Source organism: Streptomyces sp. CA-288835 (assembly GCF_050936385.1).
GTDB lineage: Bacteria > Actinomycetota > Actinomycetes > Streptomycetales > Streptomycetaceae > Streptomyces.
The window spans coordinates 3540980-3559251 of record NZ_JBNJMW010000001.1 but is presented as its reverse complement, the minus strand read 5'-3'; the positions used below and the strand labels follow the sequence as shown (position 1 = coordinate 3559251).

The 18272-nt window shown below is 71.2% G+C and carries 15 protein-coding genes; 8 read left to right on the top strand and 7 right to left on the bottom strand.

The window, feature by feature from the left end; all coding sequences use genetic code 11:
- Window position 1: 1 nt before the first annotated feature.
- Complete coding sequence (locus ACQEVY_RS15920) at window positions 2-1396, top strand: class-II fumarase/aspartase family protein (RefSeq protein WP_432948917.1); 1395 nt, start codon at window positions 2-4, stop codon at window positions 1394-1396.
- On the opposite strand, the gene ACQEVY_RS15915 is transcribed toward ACQEVY_RS15920, so the two are convergent.
- Complete coding sequence (locus tag ACQEVY_RS15915) at window positions 1372-2352, bottom strand: helix-turn-helix transcriptional regulator (RefSeq protein ID WP_432948915.1); 981 nt, start codon at window positions 2350-2352, stop codon at window positions 1372-1374. The two genes, ACQEVY_RS15920 and ACQEVY_RS15915, sit on opposite strands and share 25 nt — an antisense overlap.
- Before the next feature lie 160 nt (window positions 2353-2512).
- Between ACQEVY_RS15915 and ACQEVY_RS15910 the strand changes: the two genes are divergently transcribed.
- The 5 genes from ACQEVY_RS15910 (at window position 2513) to ACQEVY_RS15890 (ending at window position 7455) form a co-directional block, all read left to right on the top strand.
- Entirely contained in the window at window positions 2513-2908 is a 396-nt protein-coding gene (locus ACQEVY_RS15910; protein WP_432955239.1) for a RidA family protein, read from the top strand.
- Window positions 2909-3135: 227 nt separating this feature from the next.
- A complete protein-coding gene (locus ACQEVY_RS15905; RefSeq protein ID WP_432948913.1) occupies window positions 3136-4113 on the top strand; it encodes an ABC transporter ATP-binding protein in 978 nt (325 codons plus the stop codon).
- On the top strand, window positions 4110-5012 hold the full coding sequence (locus tag ACQEVY_RS15900) for an ABC transporter permease (RefSeq protein ID WP_432948911.1): 903 nt from the start codon (window positions 4110-4112) through the stop codon (window positions 5010-5012). The genes ACQEVY_RS15905 and ACQEVY_RS15900 overlap by 4 nt, the downstream gene beginning before the upstream one ends.
- A gap of 218 nt (window positions 5013-5230) precedes the next feature.
- Window positions 5231-5935 (top strand): response regulator transcription factor, encoded by a 705-nt coding sequence (locus ACQEVY_RS15895; RefSeq protein WP_432948909.1) that lies wholly within the window; start codon window positions 5231-5233, stop codon window positions 5933-5935.
- The gene (locus ACQEVY_RS15890; protein WP_432948907.1) at window positions 5932-7455 is read left to right on the top strand and encodes a sensor histidine kinase; all 1524 of its coding nucleotides are present in this window, start codon (window positions 5932-5934) and stop codon (window positions 7453-7455) included. The genes ACQEVY_RS15895 and ACQEVY_RS15890 overlap by 4 nt, the downstream gene beginning before the upstream one ends.
- A gap of 32 nt (window positions 7456-7487) precedes the next feature.
- Here ACQEVY_RS15890 and ACQEVY_RS15885 read toward each other — a convergent pair whose 3' ends face one another.
- The 4 genes from ACQEVY_RS15885 to ACQEVY_RS15870 all read right to left on the bottom strand — a co-directional run bounded on the left by ACQEVY_RS15885 (window position 7488) and on the right by ACQEVY_RS15870 (window position 11829).
- The gene (locus tag ACQEVY_RS15885; protein ID WP_432948905.1) at window positions 7488-8147 is read right to left on the bottom strand and encodes a response regulator; all 660 of its coding nucleotides are present in this window, start codon (window positions 8145-8147) and stop codon (window positions 7488-7490) included.
- On the bottom strand, window positions 8144-9310 hold the full coding sequence (locus ACQEVY_RS15880) for a sensor histidine kinase (protein WP_432948903.1): 1167 nt from the start codon (window positions 9308-9310) through the stop codon (window positions 8144-8146). The genes ACQEVY_RS15885 and ACQEVY_RS15880 overlap by 4 nt, the downstream gene beginning before the upstream one ends.
- The gene (locus ACQEVY_RS15875) at window positions 9307-10143 is read right to left on the bottom strand and encodes a lysostaphin resistance A-like protein (RefSeq protein WP_432948901.1); all 837 of its coding nucleotides are present in this window, start codon (window positions 10141-10143) and stop codon (window positions 9307-9309) included. The genes ACQEVY_RS15880 and ACQEVY_RS15875 overlap by 4 nt, the downstream gene beginning before the upstream one ends.
- 150 nt (window positions 10144-10293) lie before the next feature.
- Window positions 10294-11829, bottom strand: a complete 1536-nt coding sequence (locus ACQEVY_RS15870; protein ID WP_432948899.1) for a phosphodiester glycosidase family protein — start codon at window positions 11827-11829, stop codon at window positions 10294-10296.
- A gap of 305 nt (window positions 11830-12134) precedes the next feature.
- Between ACQEVY_RS15870 and ACQEVY_RS15865 the strand changes: the two genes are divergently transcribed.
- A complete protein-coding gene (locus ACQEVY_RS15865) occupies window positions 12135-14315 on the top strand; it encodes a DEAD/DEAH box helicase (RefSeq protein ID WP_432948897.1) in 2181 nt (726 codons plus the stop codon).
- Between the two features lie 330 nt (window positions 14316-14645).
- On the opposite strand, the gene ACQEVY_RS15860 is transcribed toward ACQEVY_RS15865, so the two are convergent.
- On the bottom strand, window positions 14646-15710 hold the full coding sequence (locus tag ACQEVY_RS15860; protein WP_432948895.1) for a CU044_5270 family protein: 1065 nt from the start codon (window positions 15708-15710) through the stop codon (window positions 14646-14648).
- Window positions 15707-16261, bottom strand: coding sequence for an RNA polymerase sigma factor (locus ACQEVY_RS15855; protein WP_432948893.1), 555 nt, complete (start codon window positions 16259-16261; stop codon window positions 15707-15709). Before ACQEVY_RS15855 ends, ACQEVY_RS15860 begins: the two co-directional genes overlap by 4 nt.
- Before the next feature lie 395 nt (window positions 16262-16656).
- Here ACQEVY_RS15855 and ACQEVY_RS15850 point away from each other — a divergent pair, with 395 nt between their 5' ends.
- A complete protein-coding gene (locus tag ACQEVY_RS15850) occupies window positions 16657-18237 on the top strand; it encodes a S8 family peptidase (RefSeq protein ID WP_432948891.1) in 1581 nt (526 codons plus the stop codon).
- Window positions 18238-18272 lie beyond the last annotated feature (35 nt).

Here is an 18272-nt window from a genome sequence, read left to right as displayed (position 1 = left end):
GATGTCCGTGGGCACCGATGCGGGCCTGCTCGCCCCGACCTGGGCGGGCACGCCCGTCGCGGCCGAGGTGACCGATGAGGCATGGCTGCAGGCGATGCTGGACGCCGAAGTGGCGCTGGCCCGGGCCCAGCACGCCGTCGGGCTGACGCCCGCCGCCGCGGTGGAGGCGATCGCCTCGGTGGCTCACGCGGACCGCCTCGACCTGGTCGCCCTGGCCCATGCGGCCCGGGCCGCGGCCAACCCGGTCGTCGCGCTGGTGAGCGCCTTCACCGAGGTGGTCGCCGCCAGGGACGTGGCAGCCGCCGAGTACGTACACCGCGGGTCGACCAGCCAGGACATCCTCGACTCGGCGGCCATGCTGGTCGCCCGCAGAGTGCTCGGCCTGATCGCCGCCGACCTGGAACGCACCGGCACCGCCCTGGCCGCGCTGGCCGACACCCACCGCCACACCGTCCTGGCCGGGCGCACCCTGGCCCAGCACGCGGTGCCCACCACCCTCGGCCTCAAGGCAGCGGGCTGGCTCCAACTCGTCGCCGACGCCCTGACCCGGGTCCGTACGGTCGCATCCGCGCTACCGGCCCAACTCGGCGGCGCGGCAGGCACCCTGGCCGCGTACCGCGAGTACGCGGCCTTGGACGGCGGGGTGGGTGAGGGCGGCGTGGAACTGCTCGCCCCCTTCGCCGAGGCACTGGGGCTGGCCGAACCGGTGCTGCCGTGGCACACCGTGCGCACTCCGATCGCCGAACTGGGCGCGGTACTTCAGCTGGTCACCGGAGCGCTCGGGAAGTTCGCGCTCGATGTGCAGACGCTGTCCCGTACCGAGATCGGCGAGGTGTCCGAGCCCGCGGCCGCGGGACGCGGGGCCTCTTCGGCGATGCCGCAGAAGCGGAACCCCGCGCTCGCCACGCTGATCGTGGCGGCGGCCCGTCAAGTGCCCGCCCATGCCCTCGTACTGGCCCAGTGCATGCTCGCCGAGGACGAGCGGCCCGCCGGGGCGTGGCACGCGGAGTGGCAGCCGCTGCGGGAGGCGCTGCGGCTGACGGGCGGGGCCACACACACGGCCGTCGAACTCGCGGAAGGGCTGATCGTCCACCCCGATCGAATGCTCGCCAATCTCGAACTGACCGGCGGCGCCATCGTCACCGAACGGCTGACGGTGGCGCTCGCCCCGGTGCTCGGCAAGGTACGGGCGAAGAAGCTGCTGACCGCCGCCTCGGCCGAGGCCGCCGACACCGGGCGCACGATCGGCGAGGTGCTGTCCGGCCATCCCGAGGTGACGGCCCGCTTCACCCCCGACCAGCTGTCCGAACTGCTCGACCCGGCCCGCTACACGGGCGCCGCCGACGCACTGGTCGACCGGGCGCTGCGCGGCTATGAGTCTCTCGAGTCTCCGTAGCGGGTGGCGATCGCGGCCGCGCGGTTGCGTAGGGACGTACGCAGCGACTGCGGGGACAAGGCCTCCGCGTCCATGCTGAGCTGCCACAGCGCCCATTCCGCGTGGCGGGAGTCCTGGAACGTCACCTCCAACCGCAGCCAGCCGTCCGCTTCGGGTTCTTCGGCGCGGACGGCCAGTGCGGTGTCCAGCAGTTCCTCCCGCCGCGCCGGATTCACCCGTACCAGCACGGTGATGTGGTCGCCGCCGGAGAGGAACCGCGCGGAGCGTTCCCGCCAGATCCGGTCCAGGTCGACCCGGTTCGGTCGCTCTGCCGCTTCGGGGAGTTCCTCGGCGCCCAGCACCCGCGACAGCCGGTACGTGCGGTCCTCGCCGGATCGCGTCGCCAGCAAGTAGGCCCGGTCGCGCACGGTGACCAGGCCGATCGGGTCCACCGTGCGCCACTGCGGGGTTTGGCCCGTGGCCGCGTAGTGGATGCGCAGTTTGTGTCCGGCGAGCACGGCGCGCCGTACCTCGATCATCGTGGTGTCGGGCACCTCCTCGGTGACCAGCCGACGCGAGAGCAGATCGGTCTCCGGGTCGACGAGAAAGCGCTGGGCCGCGTCGTTCGCGGTGGCCCTGTGGCTCTCGGGCAACGCGTCGACCACCTTCCGCATGGCCGAAGCGAGCGCCGAGCCGAGGCCGAACACCAACTCGCCGCGCCCCGATCCGGCCGTCAGCAGGGCAAGCGCCTCGTCGTGATTCAGACCCGTGAGCTCGGTCCGAAAACCGGGCGCCAACGCGAAACCGCCGTGCCGCCCGCGTTCGGCATAGACCGGGACACCGGCCGTGGACAGCGCCTCGATATCGCGCAGCACCGTACGGGTGGATACCTCCAGCTCACGGGCCAGCGTGTCCGCGGTCAGCCGACCGCGCTGACGCAGCAACAGCACCAGTGAGACCAACCGGTCAGCGCGCATGCGCGAACTTTATCCAAATACGTGACGGTGGATGTCATGTTTTGTTGCGAAGCTCGTTCCCACGACGTCGAAGCCGACGGCTACCGAGCCGATGGCCGCGTACGCACTCCCCCCACGCATCGAAACGAGCCGAAACGAATCGAATGGAGCTGACGTGGCAGTGGAACGAACGGCGGTCAACCCGGTGACCTGGTCGGTGGAGATGGGCTTCAACCAGGGCGAGATCGTCTCGGGGAACACCCGCACCCTGTACATCTCGGGCCAGACCGCGATGAACGCCGACGGCAAGCCCGAGCATGACGGCGACATGGCGGCGCAGTTGGCGCTGAGCATCGACAATCTGGAGGCCGTGCTCACCGAGGTCGGCATGTCTCTCGCGAACCTCGTCCGGCTCAACGTCTACACGACCGACGTCGATCTCCTTTTCCAGCACTACGGCGTGCTGACAGCGCGGTTGGGCGCCGCCGCGGTGGCGCCGCCCGGCACGTTGCTCGGGGTGACGCGGCTGGCGATCCCCACCCTGATGGTCGAGCTCGAGGGAACCGCCGTCGCGTGACGCGACTTCCGCCAACTGCCTTGCCGGGCCGCCGCTTTCTGTGAGTTCTGTGTGAGTCCTCGGCGGGGTGGGCGCCGTGGAGTGGTCTTTTCCGGCGGATGTGGCTCTCGGTTCCCATGGAGCGTTCAGACTCGTGCAGGTCGGGCCCAGACCGGTGGGTGAGTCTTCGGTGGTGCGTGCGGTGATCGCGCGCACCGCCGCACACCACCATCGGTTCTGGAGGCTTGATGATCGACGTTCGCGGGCTGACCAAACGGTACGGCGATGTCCTCGCCGTGGACGGGCTGACCTTCGCCGTCCGCCCGGGGGAGGTGACCGGATTTCTGGGGCCCAATGGGGCGGGGAAATCAACGACGTTACGCATGATCCTGGGCCTGGACGCCGCCAACTCCGGCACCGCCACCGTGAACGGACGGCCGTACGCCGAGCAGCCCGCGCCCTTGAAAGCGGTCGGGGCGCTCCTGGACCCGGGGGCGGTGCTGCCGAGCCGTACCGCGTACCACCACCTGCTGGCGCTCGCGGCCGGCAACGGCATCCCGCGCGGCCGGGTGGACGACGTACTCGCGGAAGTCGGCCTGGAGAAGGTGGGCCGGCGCAGGGCCGGGACGTTCTCGCTCGGGATGCGGCAGCGGCTCGGGATCGCCGCGGCCTTGCTGGGTGATCCGCCGGTGCTGGTCTTCGACGAGCCGCTCAACGGGCTCGACCCGGAGGGCATCGTGTGGATCCGTTCGCTCATGCGGCGGATGGCCGCCGAGGGGCGCGCCGTGCTGATGTCGAGCCACCTGATGAGCGAGATGGAACTGACCGCGGACCATCTCATCGTCATCGGCCGCGGCCGTCTGATCGCGGACATGACGATGAAGGCCTTCATCGAAGCGCACTCCGACCGCGAGGTCCTGGTCCGCAGCCCCCAGATCGCCGAGCTGCGCCGGATGCTGGCCATAGCCGTGAACGTACGCACGGACGGTCCGGACGGACTGCTGGTGACCGGTCTGGAACCGGCTGAGATCGGGGCGCTGGCCGCGGCGGGCGATGTGGAGTTGCACGAACTGACAGCACGTCAAGTGTCCTTGGAGCAGGCGTTTATGGACTTGACGCGCGACGCGCAGGAATTCCGGACGGAGAGGGCGGAGACGGCGGACTCGGCGGAGAAGCCGGAGACGGTGGAGAAGCCGGAGCAGGCGGAGACAGGGGCGGGCCGATGAGCCGGATTGCCACGCGGGTCCGGGTGAGGGTCACGCACACGCAGCTGAGGGCACGGGGCGGCGCGCTGGCGCGATGGCGACGGCCGCGCCGTTCACCCGCGGTCCCGAAGCCGACCGACCGGGCGTCGTTCCGGCACTGTCTGCTCGCCGAGTGGATCAAGATTCGTACGATGCGGTCGACTCTGTACGTGGTGCTGGGCACCCTCGCGTTCTGTGTGGGGCTCGCCGCGCTGAACGGCACGTCCGCCGGGACCGAGTACGCGGACATGGAGCCCGCGGACCAGGCCACCTTCGATCCCCTGGCCGTCAGTCTGCGCGGCTACCTGCTGGCGCAGATCGCGCTCGGTCTCCTCGGCGGTCTGGTGATCACCGCCGAGTACGGTGCCCGCACGATCGTCGGCACACTGACGTCCGTACCGCACCGGGGCCGGGTGCTGGCGGCCAAGGCCGTGGTGCTGGTGGGCGTGGCACTGCCGGTCGGGGTGCTGGTGTCGCTCGCCGGGTTTGTTGTCGGGCAGGCGTCGCTGGCCGGGGCGGACGCGCCGCATCTGGGACTGTCCGACGGGCTGGCGCAGCGCGGCATCTGGGGCGGCGGCCTGTACCTGGCGCTGGCCGCGCTGTTCGGGCTGGCGATCGGGACCGTGATCCGCAGTACGACCGCGACGGTGACGACGCTGTTCGGCGTGATGCTGATCGTGCAGGCGTTCGCGCCGGCGCTGCCTGGAGCGGTCGGTGACTGGGTGACGAAGTACTGGCCGCCCATTGCCGGGGGCCAGATCATCACCGGTTACCGTGATCCGGAACTGCTGGGGCCCTGGCCCGGGTTCATGGTCATGGCGGGGTGTGTGGCGGGTCTGCTGACGGCGGCGTTCATCGTCTTCCGCAAGCGGGACGCCTAGCCGGCGGGGAGAGCGGTAATGGACCTGCGGGTTGGTGGGGGCTGGCCGCGCCCACGCGGCGGAGCCGCAAATTGACACAGCCCCGCGGGGTGCCTCCGGCGGTGGGCGGCTGCGGGTTCGTTGTGGTTGCTCGCGCAGTTCCCCGCGCCCCTTACGGGGCGCTTAGTGGGCCGGTAGTTGGAAGAGTGGGGCGGGACGATCGGTCGGGGACGGGACGTATGACGACATCGCAACGGCTGCTGTTAGTGGAGGACGAGCCGACGCTGCGTGAGTTGCTGTCGGCGAGTCTGCGGCTTGCCGGGTTCGACGTGGTTTCGGCCGCGACCGGCACCGAGGCGCTGGACGCAGTCCGCGACCGGCGCCCCGACCTGATCGTCCTCGACGTGATGTTGCCCGACGTCGACGGATTCGAGGTCGTACGCCGGCTGCGTGAGCGGCACCCCGCTCCCGGAGCCGGCCACCCGCCGGTGCTATTCCTCACCGCACGCGACGCGGCCGAGGACCGGATCAGCGGGCTCAGGGCCGGCGGGGACGACTACGTCACCAAGCCGTTCAACCTCGAGGAACTCATCCTGCGTATCCAGGCCGTGTTACGCCGCACCAGCGGCCGCCACCCGGACGGCCGGCTGATCGTCGGCGACCTGGAACTGGACCCCGACAGCCACCAGGTGACGCAGGGCGGGCAGCCCGTGCAGCTGTCCCCGACCGAGTTCAACCTCCTGCGGGTGCTCATGGAGAACGCCGGGCAGGTGCTCTCGAAGCCCCAACTCCTCGAACTGGTCTGGCACTACGACTTCGGCGGCGACGACAGCATCGTCGCCTCCTACATCAGCTACCTGCGCCGCAAGATCGACGCGGGCGAACCGAAGCTGATCCACACGGTGCGCGGCACCGGCTACGTACTGCGCAGGCCCCGGCCGTGAGGGCATGGCGGTTACGCGGCCGGGGCGGACGGCTCTCGCTGCGCGGCCGACTGGTGATCATCTCCCTGTCGCTGCTCGTGGTGGCCCTGCTCGGCAGCAACGCCCTGCTCGTCGCCCTGCTCCAGCGCAGCCTGGTCCAGCAGTTGGACGACCGGCTGCACACCGCGGCCACTGTGGCGGCACGTCTGCCGAACGTGCCCGACCTGTCCGACACACCGGGCGATACGGCACCACAGGTGCGCGACACCGTGGAACGCGAACTGACCGGAGACGTCTACCTGGCCTACCTCGCCCCGGACGGACACGTACGGCGCATCCTTCGGCCGGCCACCGGCAGCGCACCCGAACTGCCGACGCTCGACGCGGCGGCGGTCGACGCACGCGGCGGACAGCCCTTCGAGGCCCCGGCCGAGAACGGCGGCGATGCCTGGCGAGTGATCGCCGCACCCTTGCGCGCGCCGGATGACGAGCGGCAGGGACAACGGGCAGGGGCCGCCCAAGGCAGCGGAAGCGTCGTCGTCGCCGGCTCACTCGCCCAGGTCAACGCTACGATCCGTCAACTCGGCGTCCGCGTACTGGTCATCGACTCCCTGGTGCTCGCGCTGCTCGGCGTGGTCGGCTGGTTCGCCGTACGTGCCGGGCTGCGTCCGCTGCGCCGGATCGAGACGACCGCCGCGGCCATCGCGGGCGGCGACCTCTCCAGTCGCGTCCCGACGCAGGCCTCGACCCGAACCGAGCTGGGCCGCCTGTCCGCCGCTCTCAACGGCATGCTGGACCGGATCGAGGAAGGCGACGCCGCACGGGCCGCCACCGCCGAACGCATGCGCCGCTTCACCGCGGACGCCAGCCATGAACTCCGTACGCCCCTCTTCGGCATCAAGGGCTTCACCGAGCTGTACCGGATGGGCGGCATGCCCGAACGTACCGACGTCGACGCCGCGATGAGCCGTATCGAGCGCGAGTCCGCCCGGCTCGTCCGGCTGGTCGAGGACCTGCTGCTGCTCGCCCGCCTCGACGAGGACGCCGCCGCCGCGGATCTGCCCCTCCGGCTCACCCCCATGGACCTGCGCACCCTGGCCGCCGACGCCCTGCACGACCTGCGGGCGCTCGACCCCGGGCGCCCGGTCTCCCTCACCGGCCCGGGTGGCGGCCCGCCCGGCGGCGCACCGGTCCTAGGCGACGAAGCGCGACTGCGCCAGGTGACCTCCAACCTCGTCGGCAACGCCATCGCCCACACCCCACCCGACACCCCGGTACGGATCGGCGTCGGCACCCAAGACGGCCTGGCGGTCCTTGAGTTGGCCGACGAAGGCCCCGGCATGTCACCCGAACAGTCCGCCCGCGCCTTCGACCGCTTCTACCGCGCGGACACCGCCCGAGGCCGAGCAGAGGGAGGCGGCGCGGGCCTCGGCCTCGCGATCGTCGATTCCCTGGTGACGGCCCACCACGGCCGGGTGGAGATCGACACGGCCCCGGGCGCGGGCGCCACGTTCCGCATCCTGCTGCCGCTGCATCCCTAGCGGGACGGCGATCTCGTGGCGCCAGGGCCTGTTCAGGTGACCAGGCCTTGGCGGTAGGCGTACACGACGGCTTGGACGCGGTCGCGGAGGTCGAGTTTGGTGAGGATGCGGGAGACGAAGGTCTTGACGGTCTCCGGGCTGATCACGAGAGCCGCGGCGATTTCGCTGTTGGAGAGGCCGTTGGCGATGAGGCGCAGGACCTCCAGCTCGCGGGGAGTGAGCGGGATGTCGTGCGAGGTGCCCTCGGCGGGGCGGATGCGGGCGGCGTACCTGCCCACGAGCCGGCGCGTCACCTCGGGGTCCAGCAGCGCCGCGCCCGTGCCCACCGTCCGGATCCCGTGGAGCAGTTGGGCGGGTGGTGCGTCCTTGAGCAGGAATCCGCTGGCCCCTGCGCGCAGCGCCTCGTAGACGTACTCGTCCAGGTTGAACGTGGTCACCACGAGCACCTTGACGGGGTGCGGCACTCCCGCACCGGCCAGCAGGCGGGTGGCTTCGATGCCGTCGAGTACCGGCATGCGTACGTCCATCACCACGACGTCCGGGTGCACCTGGCCGGCGAGGTCGACCGCGGCCTGCCCGTCTCCGCACTCGCCGGCCACCTCGAGGTCGGGCTGAGCGTCGATGATCGTCACCAGCCCGGTGCGGATCAGCACCTGGTCGTCGCAGACCAGGACCCGGATCGGCGCGGTCACGACGGGCTCCCCGCAGGTATACGCGCCCGTACGACGAAGCCACCGGCTGTCTGCCGGCCCGCGCTGAAGTCGCCACCCAGGACGTCGACCCGTTCGCGGAGACCGGCGAGGCCCCGCCCGCTGCCGCCGGGAGAGGCGGCCTGCGAGCCGGAACCGTCCGTACTGACCTCCACGGTGATCTCCCTTTCGGCGTGGCGCACCTGGACCGAAGTGCGGCTGCCGTGAGCGTATTTGAGGGCGTTGGTCAGGGCCTCCTGCACGACCCGGTAGGCCACGAGTTCGGCGCTGCCGGTCGATTCCGGCGGCGTGCCCTCCTCGGTGAACTCCACCGGCTGCCCGGCCCGGCGCGTCTGCTCCACGAGGGTGAGCAGTCGGCCGACGGCCGGCGTCCTGGCCTCGGCATGGTGGTCGCTGCCGTGGTCGGGGTTGAGCAGATCGAGCAGGTGCCGCAGGTCGGTGATGGCCCGTCGGCCGGTGTCGGTGACGTTGGTCAGGGTCTGGTCGAGGCGATCGGGCGCGGCGGTCAGGTAGCGCGCCGCCTCGGCCTGCACGACCATCGCCGTCACGTGATGGGTCACGACGTCGTGGAGCTCGCGGGCGATGCGGGTGCGTTCGGCGGTACGGGTGTCATCGGCGATACGGAGGCGGCGTTCGGCCTCCGCGACCCGGGTGGAGCGCAGCCATGACCCGATGCCCCACGCGAGGACCAGCGCCAGGTAGAACATCACGAACCCGCTCAGCGGCTCGCCCGAACCGAGCCGGGAGAGCGCGACCGCCAGCAGCACATACGCCGCTGAGAAGAGAAGCGCGGTGGTACGCCGGTGCCGTTCCAGATGGGCCCCCACGCTCAGCAGCGCGATGGGCAGCGCGGTGCCCGCGAGCGAGTGGTAGCCGCGGAGCTGGTCGACGGCGAAGCCGAGCGACACCAGGGCGAGACAGACGACCGGCCACCGCCGGCGCACGGCGAGCGGGAGGCATTCGAGGGCGATCGCCATGACGGCCAGCGCGTCGAAGGGACGGTCCGGCACGCCGCCGAGCTGCGTCCCGCGGGTGTAGAACGCGGGCAGGAGCGATGCGGCGAGGCACAGTACTCCGAGCAGGAGATCCCGGACCGTGACGTCGGACCGGCGCCACCAGTCCGGGACCCGTCGAAGGCTGATCATCGTGGGAGTTTAGCGGTGGCGTCGATCCGCTCGGCGCGCCGACGGCGGGGCACCACATGGCCACGCCGGTAGGCCAGCCACATGAACACGACCGTCGCCAGTACGCAGAACAGCACCGAGTACACACTTCCCTCCGGGCCGAAGTCGCCGCCGGTGAGCAGCGCCGGGCCCGACGTCGCGGAGTCCAGCAGACCCTGGGGGGTGTCGTTGCCCGAGACCTCGGTGCTGAAGATGCCGGACGCGGCGAAGTTCCAGCCGAAATGCAGGCCGATCGGCACCCACAGCCTGCGGGTGGCGACGTACGCGGCGGTGAGCATGCCGCCGGCCTCGATGGCGATGGCGGTGGCGCCCCACAGGCTGGCGTCAGGGTTGAGCAGGTGCGACAGACCGAACAGCGCACCGGTCAGCACCAGCGCGATCCACGTGCCGATGCGTTCTTCGGTGATACGGAACAGGACGCCGCGGAAGATGAGTTCCTCCGTCACCGCGGCGGCGGCCATGAAGCCGAACAGCCCCACCGCGCCCGTCACCGAGCCCAGGCCGTCGACCTCGTAGTACCCGGAGGTGAAGAGGTTCACCATGACGGCTCCGAACAGCGCGGCGCCGATCAGCGTTCCGCGGCCCATCGCGGACGCGGCCCCCTCCAGGGCCACCTCCGTGGACGGGCGGCGCTCGGTCCGCCGTACCACCCACCCGTAGACAAGCACCGCGAGCACGGCTGTCGGGACGCCGACGGCCAGCTGGAGCCACGGTTTGTCCTCCGCCGCGGCAAGCCCCTGACCACCGAGGAAAGCGACCGCCGCGACGGCCACGAGTTGCCAGACCAGCCTCATCAGAACTCCTACGCAAGATCCGCGACCGGAGTGCCGCGGGCTGCGCAGAACGCTATGGATTCGACGGCCCGGAATCGTCACCACTCGGTGGACACCTGCGCGTAGCTCGCACGGGGGACAGACCCCACGGACCGGCCTGCCGCCAACACGTCAGCGGGTGAGCAGCAACGCGTCGCCCACCGTCCGCTCGGTGCCGTCCGACGGCGAGTTGATCACCTCGCCGTTCACCACCGTGGTGACCGAACCGCCACCGTCGAGGGCCATGGCGTGCACCGCACCCAGCGACTTCATCAGCTCCGCCCCTTCGTTGAGCCCGAATCCGTCGCTGTAGCCGGGCTGGCGGCCGTCCGCGGCGACCAGGAGCACGCGGTCCTGCCGGTCGACGCCCAGGAGCATGCGTGGGTTGCGCTTGATGCCCCAGGTGTACGCGAACGACCGGTCGCCGATCCGCTCGATGCCGTCGGCTCCGTAGTTCACGGCGACCTTTCCGTCGCGCATCAGCTCGGGGCCGCCGTTGACGATGTCGTCCTCCGGGCCGAGTTCGAGTTGGCGGCCGCGCTCGTCCAGGATCCGCTGCCGCACCTTCAGTACGCTGCCCGGCTTCGCGTGCGTACGCAGCCAGGAGGCTCCTTCGCCGATGCCGGCCAGAACGCTGCCGCCATCCGGCACGGCACCGCCGCGCGGACGCACCTCCCGCACCCGGCCGCTCGCGTCGAGCACCGCCTCGATACCGTCACCGGCCGGGGTGCTCGCGCCCAACTCGTCGGTGAACTCGACGATTTCATCGGGATCGGTGCAGGTCACATCGTGCTGCGGCCGCTCGGTCGGGGAGTCGCCGCCGACGCCACCGCAGTTGCGGACCAGGCCGGGCACGCGGTTGACGCCATCCACGATCGCGGACGCCCCGCCCGCTCGGACGCCGATCTCCGTGCGGAGCTTCTTGAACTCCGGACGCAGCCCGTCGCCGCGCAGCACCGCCGCGATCCGGCCGTTGGTCGCCGCGCTCTGCAACTCCCCGTCGTACGCGGCAATCCCGGCCGAGGCGCCCGGTACGCCGTCCTTGCCCTCCATGACGAAGAAGCCCGCGTTGACGCCGAGCAGAGCGTCCTGGCCGACGGCCATATCGCTCACCTTCTCCCGCCCGGCGACACCCTTGCCATACGTGGCGTCCAGCGCACCGCCATAACGCTTCGGGTCGATGACCGCCACCTTGACCTCGGCGAGACCGGTACCGGGCACACCGTCAGCCCCGGTCCACTCACTGATCGCGTCGAACCCCGCACCCGCGAGCGCCTGCCCCTGCGCATCGGCCTCGGCCCGGGTGCCGTATTCGCCCACCCGGACCCGCACCCCGACCAGCCCTCTACGGTCCGAACCCCGCGGCCACTCCACCCGCTCACTACGAGCGCTGAACCCGGCCCCACGCAGTCGCTCCTCCAACGCCTCCGCGCCCTCCTCAGTGGCGAGATGAGCACCGTCGGCACGCACCGTGACCGTCCAGCGGTCCGCACCGGGACGCCCCGAGATCCTCCCCTGATACAGATCAACACCGGAGGCGAGCCGATTGTGCTGCCAGCCGGCAACCGGCCGAGGAACGGCGGTCGTGGAAGCCGCGATCGCGGCATCGTCGTACGGGTCGACGACACCACCGGGAGCGACAAGTCCCGCCGCGGCAACGGCAACCACCGACACCTTCACAGCAACTCTGAACGGACGGCGCACGAAGGCCACAAGCACTCCTAGGGTCGCGGACGAGCATCGCGTGCACAGCAACTCCTCGCGCAGCAAACGCCAGTTCCCGAGCGGCGATTGAACCCACAAGTGAATGCCAGAAGTCCGACCCGTGAAGGTGCCCCGGGCCAACCATGGGCAAGTTCGCCGTCCCGGACGAACCCGTCGCTGTCAGACCCTCGTGGAAAGATGGCCTTCATCGCGGCAGACGGCGGAGGAACTGCACAGGCACGGCACAAGAACGGGGCAAGTGGGGCGGCATGACACTCGGTGAGGGGGCGGACGGCGGCCCCGTGTTCGCGCCCGTGGGGCGGAAGGCGCGGCAGGTTCTGGCGCGGGGCGAGCGGCTGCATCGCGACGCTCGGGCCGTGCTCGACGACCACCGGCGGGCGGTCGAGGAGATCCGGGCCGCCCTCGCGCCGATCCAAGCCGAGCTCGTGGTCGAGGAGTTGGCGGGGATTCCCGTTTCGCGGCTGAAGGACGCCACCGAGGGGCGGTTGCGGATTGCGGCCCTGGAAGCGGCCGGGGTCGGGTCCGTGCGCGAGGTGTACGAGGCGAGCCGGTTCGAGTTGCGGCAGATTCCGGGGGTGGGGGCGCAGACCGCCGATCAGGCGCTCGCCGCGGCGCGGCAGATCGCCCGGGCGGTCGAGGAGACCGTGTCCGTACGGATCGATGTCGATCACCCGGAGCCCCGCACCACTGCCCTCGTGATCGCGCTGCGCCGGCTCGTCGAGGCGGGCCCCGAGCTGCGCCGCGCCGTGGACGCCGCTGAGCGACTCGACCGGAAGCTGAAGGTGCTGCTTCCGGCGGCCAGGCCCGCCGGTGGGCGGCTGCGGATGGCGCTGACCAGGAAGGCCCGGCGGGAGAGCGCACTCGTCGCGGTCGCGGAGCTGCATCAGCTGACGGCCGATTCCAGGGACGTACGACTGCTGCTGGCGCAGGCCTCCGCCGATCTGCTGCGCGAGTCAGCGTCCGAGGCCGAGGCGTGGGTCGACTTCGAGCTGCGTTCCACGGAGTACTACAGCCAGCTCGCCGAAGTCGCCGGCAGCGCTCCCGACGTGGCGGCCGCCGAGGGCTTCCTGCCGGCGGAGGTGGCCGAGCGGGTGCATGCGCAGGGCCTCGACGACACGCACCGCCGGGTCTCGCTGCGCGGCTACCAGTCCTTCGGCGCACGGTTCGCACTCGCACAGCGCCGGGTGGTGCTCGGCGACGAGATGGGCCTCGGTAAGACGGTCCAGGCCATCGCCGTACTCGCGCACCTGGCGGCGCACGGGCACAGCCACTTCCTGGTGGTCTGCCCGGCGAGCGTACTGATCAACTGGACCCGCGAGATCCGCTCACGCAGCACCCTGCGGGCGGTGCCCGTGCACGGTCCCGAGCGGCGGCACGCGTACGCGGAGTGGAGTGAGCGCGGCGGCGTCGCGGTCACCACCTTCGACGTGCTGCACAGCCTGCCCGCGCCGGACAGGGCGACCGCACCCCCGGCCGCACTCGTCGTCGACGAGGCCCATTACGTGAAGAATCCCGACGCCCGCCGTTCCCGCGCGGTCGCCGCCTGGACCGACCGGTGCGAACGGGTCCTGTTCCTCACGGGGACGCCGATGGAGAACCGCGTCCAGGAGTTCCGTACGCTCGTCCGCTACCTCCAGCCCGAGCTGGTGCCCCAGATCCAGGGAGGGGACGCGGTCGCGGGCCCGAACACCTTCCGCAAGTCCGTCGCCCCCGCCTATCTGCGCCGCAACCAGCAGGACGTACTCACCGAACTGCCCGCGCTGCTCCAGGTCGACGAGTGGGAGGAGTTCAGCGCCGCCGACCAGGAGGCGTACCGCGAGGCGGTCGCCGCCGGGAACTTCATGGCGATGCGCAGAGCCGCGTATGCGAACGCCGAGCAGTCCGCGAAGCTGCAACGCCTGCGCGAGCTGGTGGCCGAGGCCGCAGAGAATGGGCTCAAGGTGGTCGTGTTCTCGTACTTCCGCGACGTACTCGGTGTTGTCCAACAAGCCTTGGGGGAGGACGTGTTGGGACCGCTGGCCGGTGGCGTACCGGCCGTGCGCCGACAGCAGCTGGTCGACGAGTTCACGGCCGCCGCCGGCCACGCCGTGCTGCTCTGCCAGATAGAGGCCGGCGGCGTCGGCCTCAACCTCCAGGCGGCGTCCGTCGTGATCCTCTGCGAGCCGCAGGTCAAACCCACCCTGGAGCACCAGGCCGTGGCCCGCGCCCACCGTATGGGCCAGGTCCGCCCGGTCCAGGTGCACCGCCTCCTCGCCACGGACAGCGTCGACGACCGCCTGCTGCGCATCCTGGAGAACAAGTCCCGCCTCTTCGACGCGTACGCCCGCCGCAGCGACGTCGCCGAGGCGACCCCGGACGCCGTCGACGTCTCGGACGGCACCCTGGCCCGCCGCATAGTCGAGGAGGAGCAGCAGCGCCTGGCCGCCTAGGCGTTCCGCTGGATATGCCGTTCGTTTGCTGCGGGCCGGTGGGGGCTGGCCGCTCCCTCACTCGACCCGCTCAGCGGATCCTCAACTCCCCTGCCTCGCCCGGCTTATCGCCCTTCGGCGCGATCCGCACGTACCGCGCTTTCGTGCTCGGCTCGTACGGCCGCCACCGTGGCGGATGCCTGGGGGAGGGGGAGGAGCGCGGCGGCGAAAGAGGGGCGAGCGGACGGCGAAGGATCACCGTCCGACTCTGCGGCGGCGGACGCCCCGGCACGGCACGCGCGCCGGGAGCGTCCCACGTACGGAGGCCGGAGCGGTTCCGGGCCGCCGGGGTCAGCCGATGCGGTCGGCCGGGCCCACCTCCAGCCATGTGCTGTGATTCTCCCTTGAGAACGTGCCGCTCGACTCCAGCATGTGGCCGGTCTCCGGGTCGATGACGAAGCGGACGGTTTGCCAGAAGAAGGTCTGCTTGCCCCCGTCGGCAGGGGTGTAGATGACCTTCAGCGCTTTCGTGATCGCGGTGCCCGAGCGGCCCCTGCCGTCCTTGGCCCCCGGGGTCAGCGTCACCCCGGGGGTGTCCGCGATGACGCGGAAGAGCGCGGAACGCAGCTCTGGGCTCGCGGGCGACGACTCCAGCAGATGCACGACCTCGGAGAACCGCACCGCGGGGTCCTTCGCGAAGCGTGCTGCCAGCGCGTTCGGGTCGGTGGGCAGCTTGTCGAGTTCGGGCCAGATCAGGTGCCGGCCACCCACCCGCCACCTGGCGTGGTTCTCGGCCCACTGGCGCGCCTTGCCGTTCGCGCCCACGATCCAGGTGCGACCCGCACGGTCGACGTACCAGGTCTCCGCCCGCTTCTTGCCGCCCTTCACCGTCTCGGCATGGACCCTCCAGTACTTCGCCTGTGTCGCCGGGGCGTCTTCCGAGACCTCCGCCATGTCGTTCAGGAACGCCGAGGCCGCCGACGCTGTCGAAGCCGGCTTTCCGCCCACGTCCAGCACGGGGTAGGCGACGGTGCCGACGGCGATCGCGGCCACCGCCGCCGCGGCGATCAGAACGCGGCGGCGGCGTGTGATGCGGGAACGCCCGGGGGCGGCGCCCAGTTCTCCGAGGGGGCCGGGGGTGGTGAGGACGACCACCGGCCCGTCGGGCGGCGGCGCGAGCGCGGCCGTCGGTCCGTCCCGGCGCGCGGCGGCGGGTACGACCTCCGTGCCCGTCTCCGGGGCGTCCGGCACGACCGTGGTGTCCGAGGTGCGCGACAGCCGGGCGTCGCGCTCGGCCGCCTGCGCCAGCAGCGTCCGTACGGCCGTCGTCTTCTCCGCCGACGGGGGCGTCACCCGCCCCGCCAGGATCAGTTCGTCCGCTCCGGGAAAGTCGAGAAAGTCGTCGTGCTCGCTCATGCCAGGTCTCCAGTCAGCTTGAGAGGGGTGCCCGCGCGCATGCGGTTACGGGCCCGGTGGAGCCGGGAGCGGGCCGTCCCGGCGGGTATGCCGACCACGGCGGCGGCCTCCGTGGGCGTCAGCTGCTCCCAGGCGACCAGGAGGAGCAACTCCCGTTCGTCGGAGGGCAGTCGGGCGAGCCGGGCGCGCAGCCGGGGTGCCACGGCCGCCGCGTCGAGACGGTTGTCCACCGCCTCCCACGGGTCGTCGTGTCGGGCGGTCCCCGGCGGGCCGGGCCGGGCGGCCACGGCGCGTCGCCAGTGCGCGGACAGTACGTTTCTGGCCACTCCGAACAGCCACGCCCGCGCAGGCCCCCGGCCCGCGTCGAACCCGCGCCGCGTCGCGTACGCCTGAAGCCACAGCTCGGCGAGCAGATCGTCGGCGGCGCCGGGCGCACGGCGCGCGAAGTAACCGTGCAGTGCCGCCGAGTGACGTACCACCAGCGGTTCGAAGGCTGCCGGATCCCGCGCCGCGCGGGCCAGCAGCTCCTCGTCGTCCAGGTCCGTGGTCACGAGACCTCCGTCTCCGGACCGCCGGTCGGCGGTCTCACCCCTACTTGGCGGAACCCGCCGACAGCGTTCGCGTTCAGCTGGAAGGGCGGCATGCACCACCCCTGTTCGCGCCCCTCCCGCAGAAGCGATCCGGCAGTGGAGTCCTGTGCGCAGGTTAGGTGCGTCGTTTGGTGACGTTGTGTCATGACCGCCGGATGGCGCCTGAGTTACGTCCGTGCAGGGCCCTTGTGCAATTCCTGTGGAAGCCTCAATCTTTCGGCTGACGCACAGGGTTGTCACCGAACTTGGCATGACCCTGTCTTCTTTTGCGTGCCCGCACCAGCCCGCACCACCTGCGTGTGCTCCACCGGCACCACCCCCCACCAACGCGCCACCGATTGAGGAGGATCCCTCAGATGGCAGTGATGCGTCATGCCCGCCGAAGACTTGCCGGAATCGCCACCGGAATCAGCGCGACAGCCCTCGTCGCCGGCCTCGTCACCGCTCTCCCCGCCCAGGCCGCCGCGGCCCCCGTGGGTCCCGTCCAGTACGCGGGCGCACCCGGGACGATCGCGAACAGCTACATCGTGACCCTCGACGCGGACGCCGCGAAGGCCGGTTCCGCCGAGGGCAGGGCACTCGCCAAGGAGTACGGCGCGACCATCGAGCGTACGTACAAGAAGGCGCTGAACGGTTACGCCGTCGAGGCCACCGAGGCCGAGGCGAAGAGGTTCGCCGCCGACCCGGCCGTCGCCTCCGTCGTCCAGAACCGCACCTTCACCATCAGCGCGACCCAGCCCAACCCGCCCTCCTGGGGCCTGGACCGCATCGACCAGGCGGCCCGCCCGCTCAACCAGAGCTACACCTACGACGACACCGCCGGCGAGGGCGTCACCGCCTACGTCATCGACACCGGTGTCCGCATCTCCCACACCGACTTCGGCGGCCGGGCGGTCAACGGCTACGACGCCGTCGACAACGACAACACCGCCCAGGACGGCCACGGCCACGGCACGCACGTCGCCGGCACGGTCGGGGGCACCGCATACGGCGTCGCCAAGAAGGCGAAGATCGTCGGCGTGCGCGTGCTGAACAACTCCGGGCAGGGCACGACCGCGCAGGTCGTCGCGGGCATCGACTGGGTGACCAGCAACGCCGTCAAGCCGGCCGTCGCCAATATGAGCCTCGGCGGCCCCACGGACACCGCGATCGACGCCGCCGTACGCAACTCCATAGCCTCCGGCGTCACTTACGCCGTGGCGGCCGGCAACGAGTCGACGAACGCCTCGACCCGCTCGCCCGCCCGCGTCACCGAGGCGATCACCGTCGGCGCCACCACCAACACCGACGCCAAAGCCAGTTACTCCAACTTCGGCACCGTACTGGACGTCTTCGCGCCCGGCTCCTCCATCACCTCCACCTGGGCCACGAGCGACAGCGCGACGAACACCATCTCCGGTACGTCCATGGCGAGCCCGCACGTGGCCGGAGCAGCGGCCCTCTACCTGGCGGACAACCCCACCGCCACCCCGGCCGCCGTCCAGACCGCCCTGGTCAACTCCGCCACCACCGGAGTCGTCACCAGCCCCGGCACCGGCTCGCCCAACCGCCTCCTGAACGTCGGCAGCGGCGGCACCACCCCGCCGCCCACCGGCTCACGCTTCGAGAACGGCGGCGACTACGCGATCGCCGACAACGCCACCGTCGACTCACCGCTCACGGTCACCGGCGTCACGGGCAACGCACCCGCGGCCCTGAGCGTGCCCGTCAGCATCGTCCACACGTACATCGGCGACCTCCAGGTCCAGCTGATCGCCCCCGACGGCACCGCCTACACGCTGAAGGCCTACGGCGCGGGCGGCTCCGCCGACAACATCAACACCACGTACACCGTGAACGCCTCCTCGGAGACCGCGAACGGCACATGGAAGCTCCGGGTCAGCGACAACGCGGCGCAGGACACGGGCCGGATCGACTCATGGGCACTGCAGTTCTGAGCCCTGATCAGTAAAAACGCACCTGCAGTAGCCCA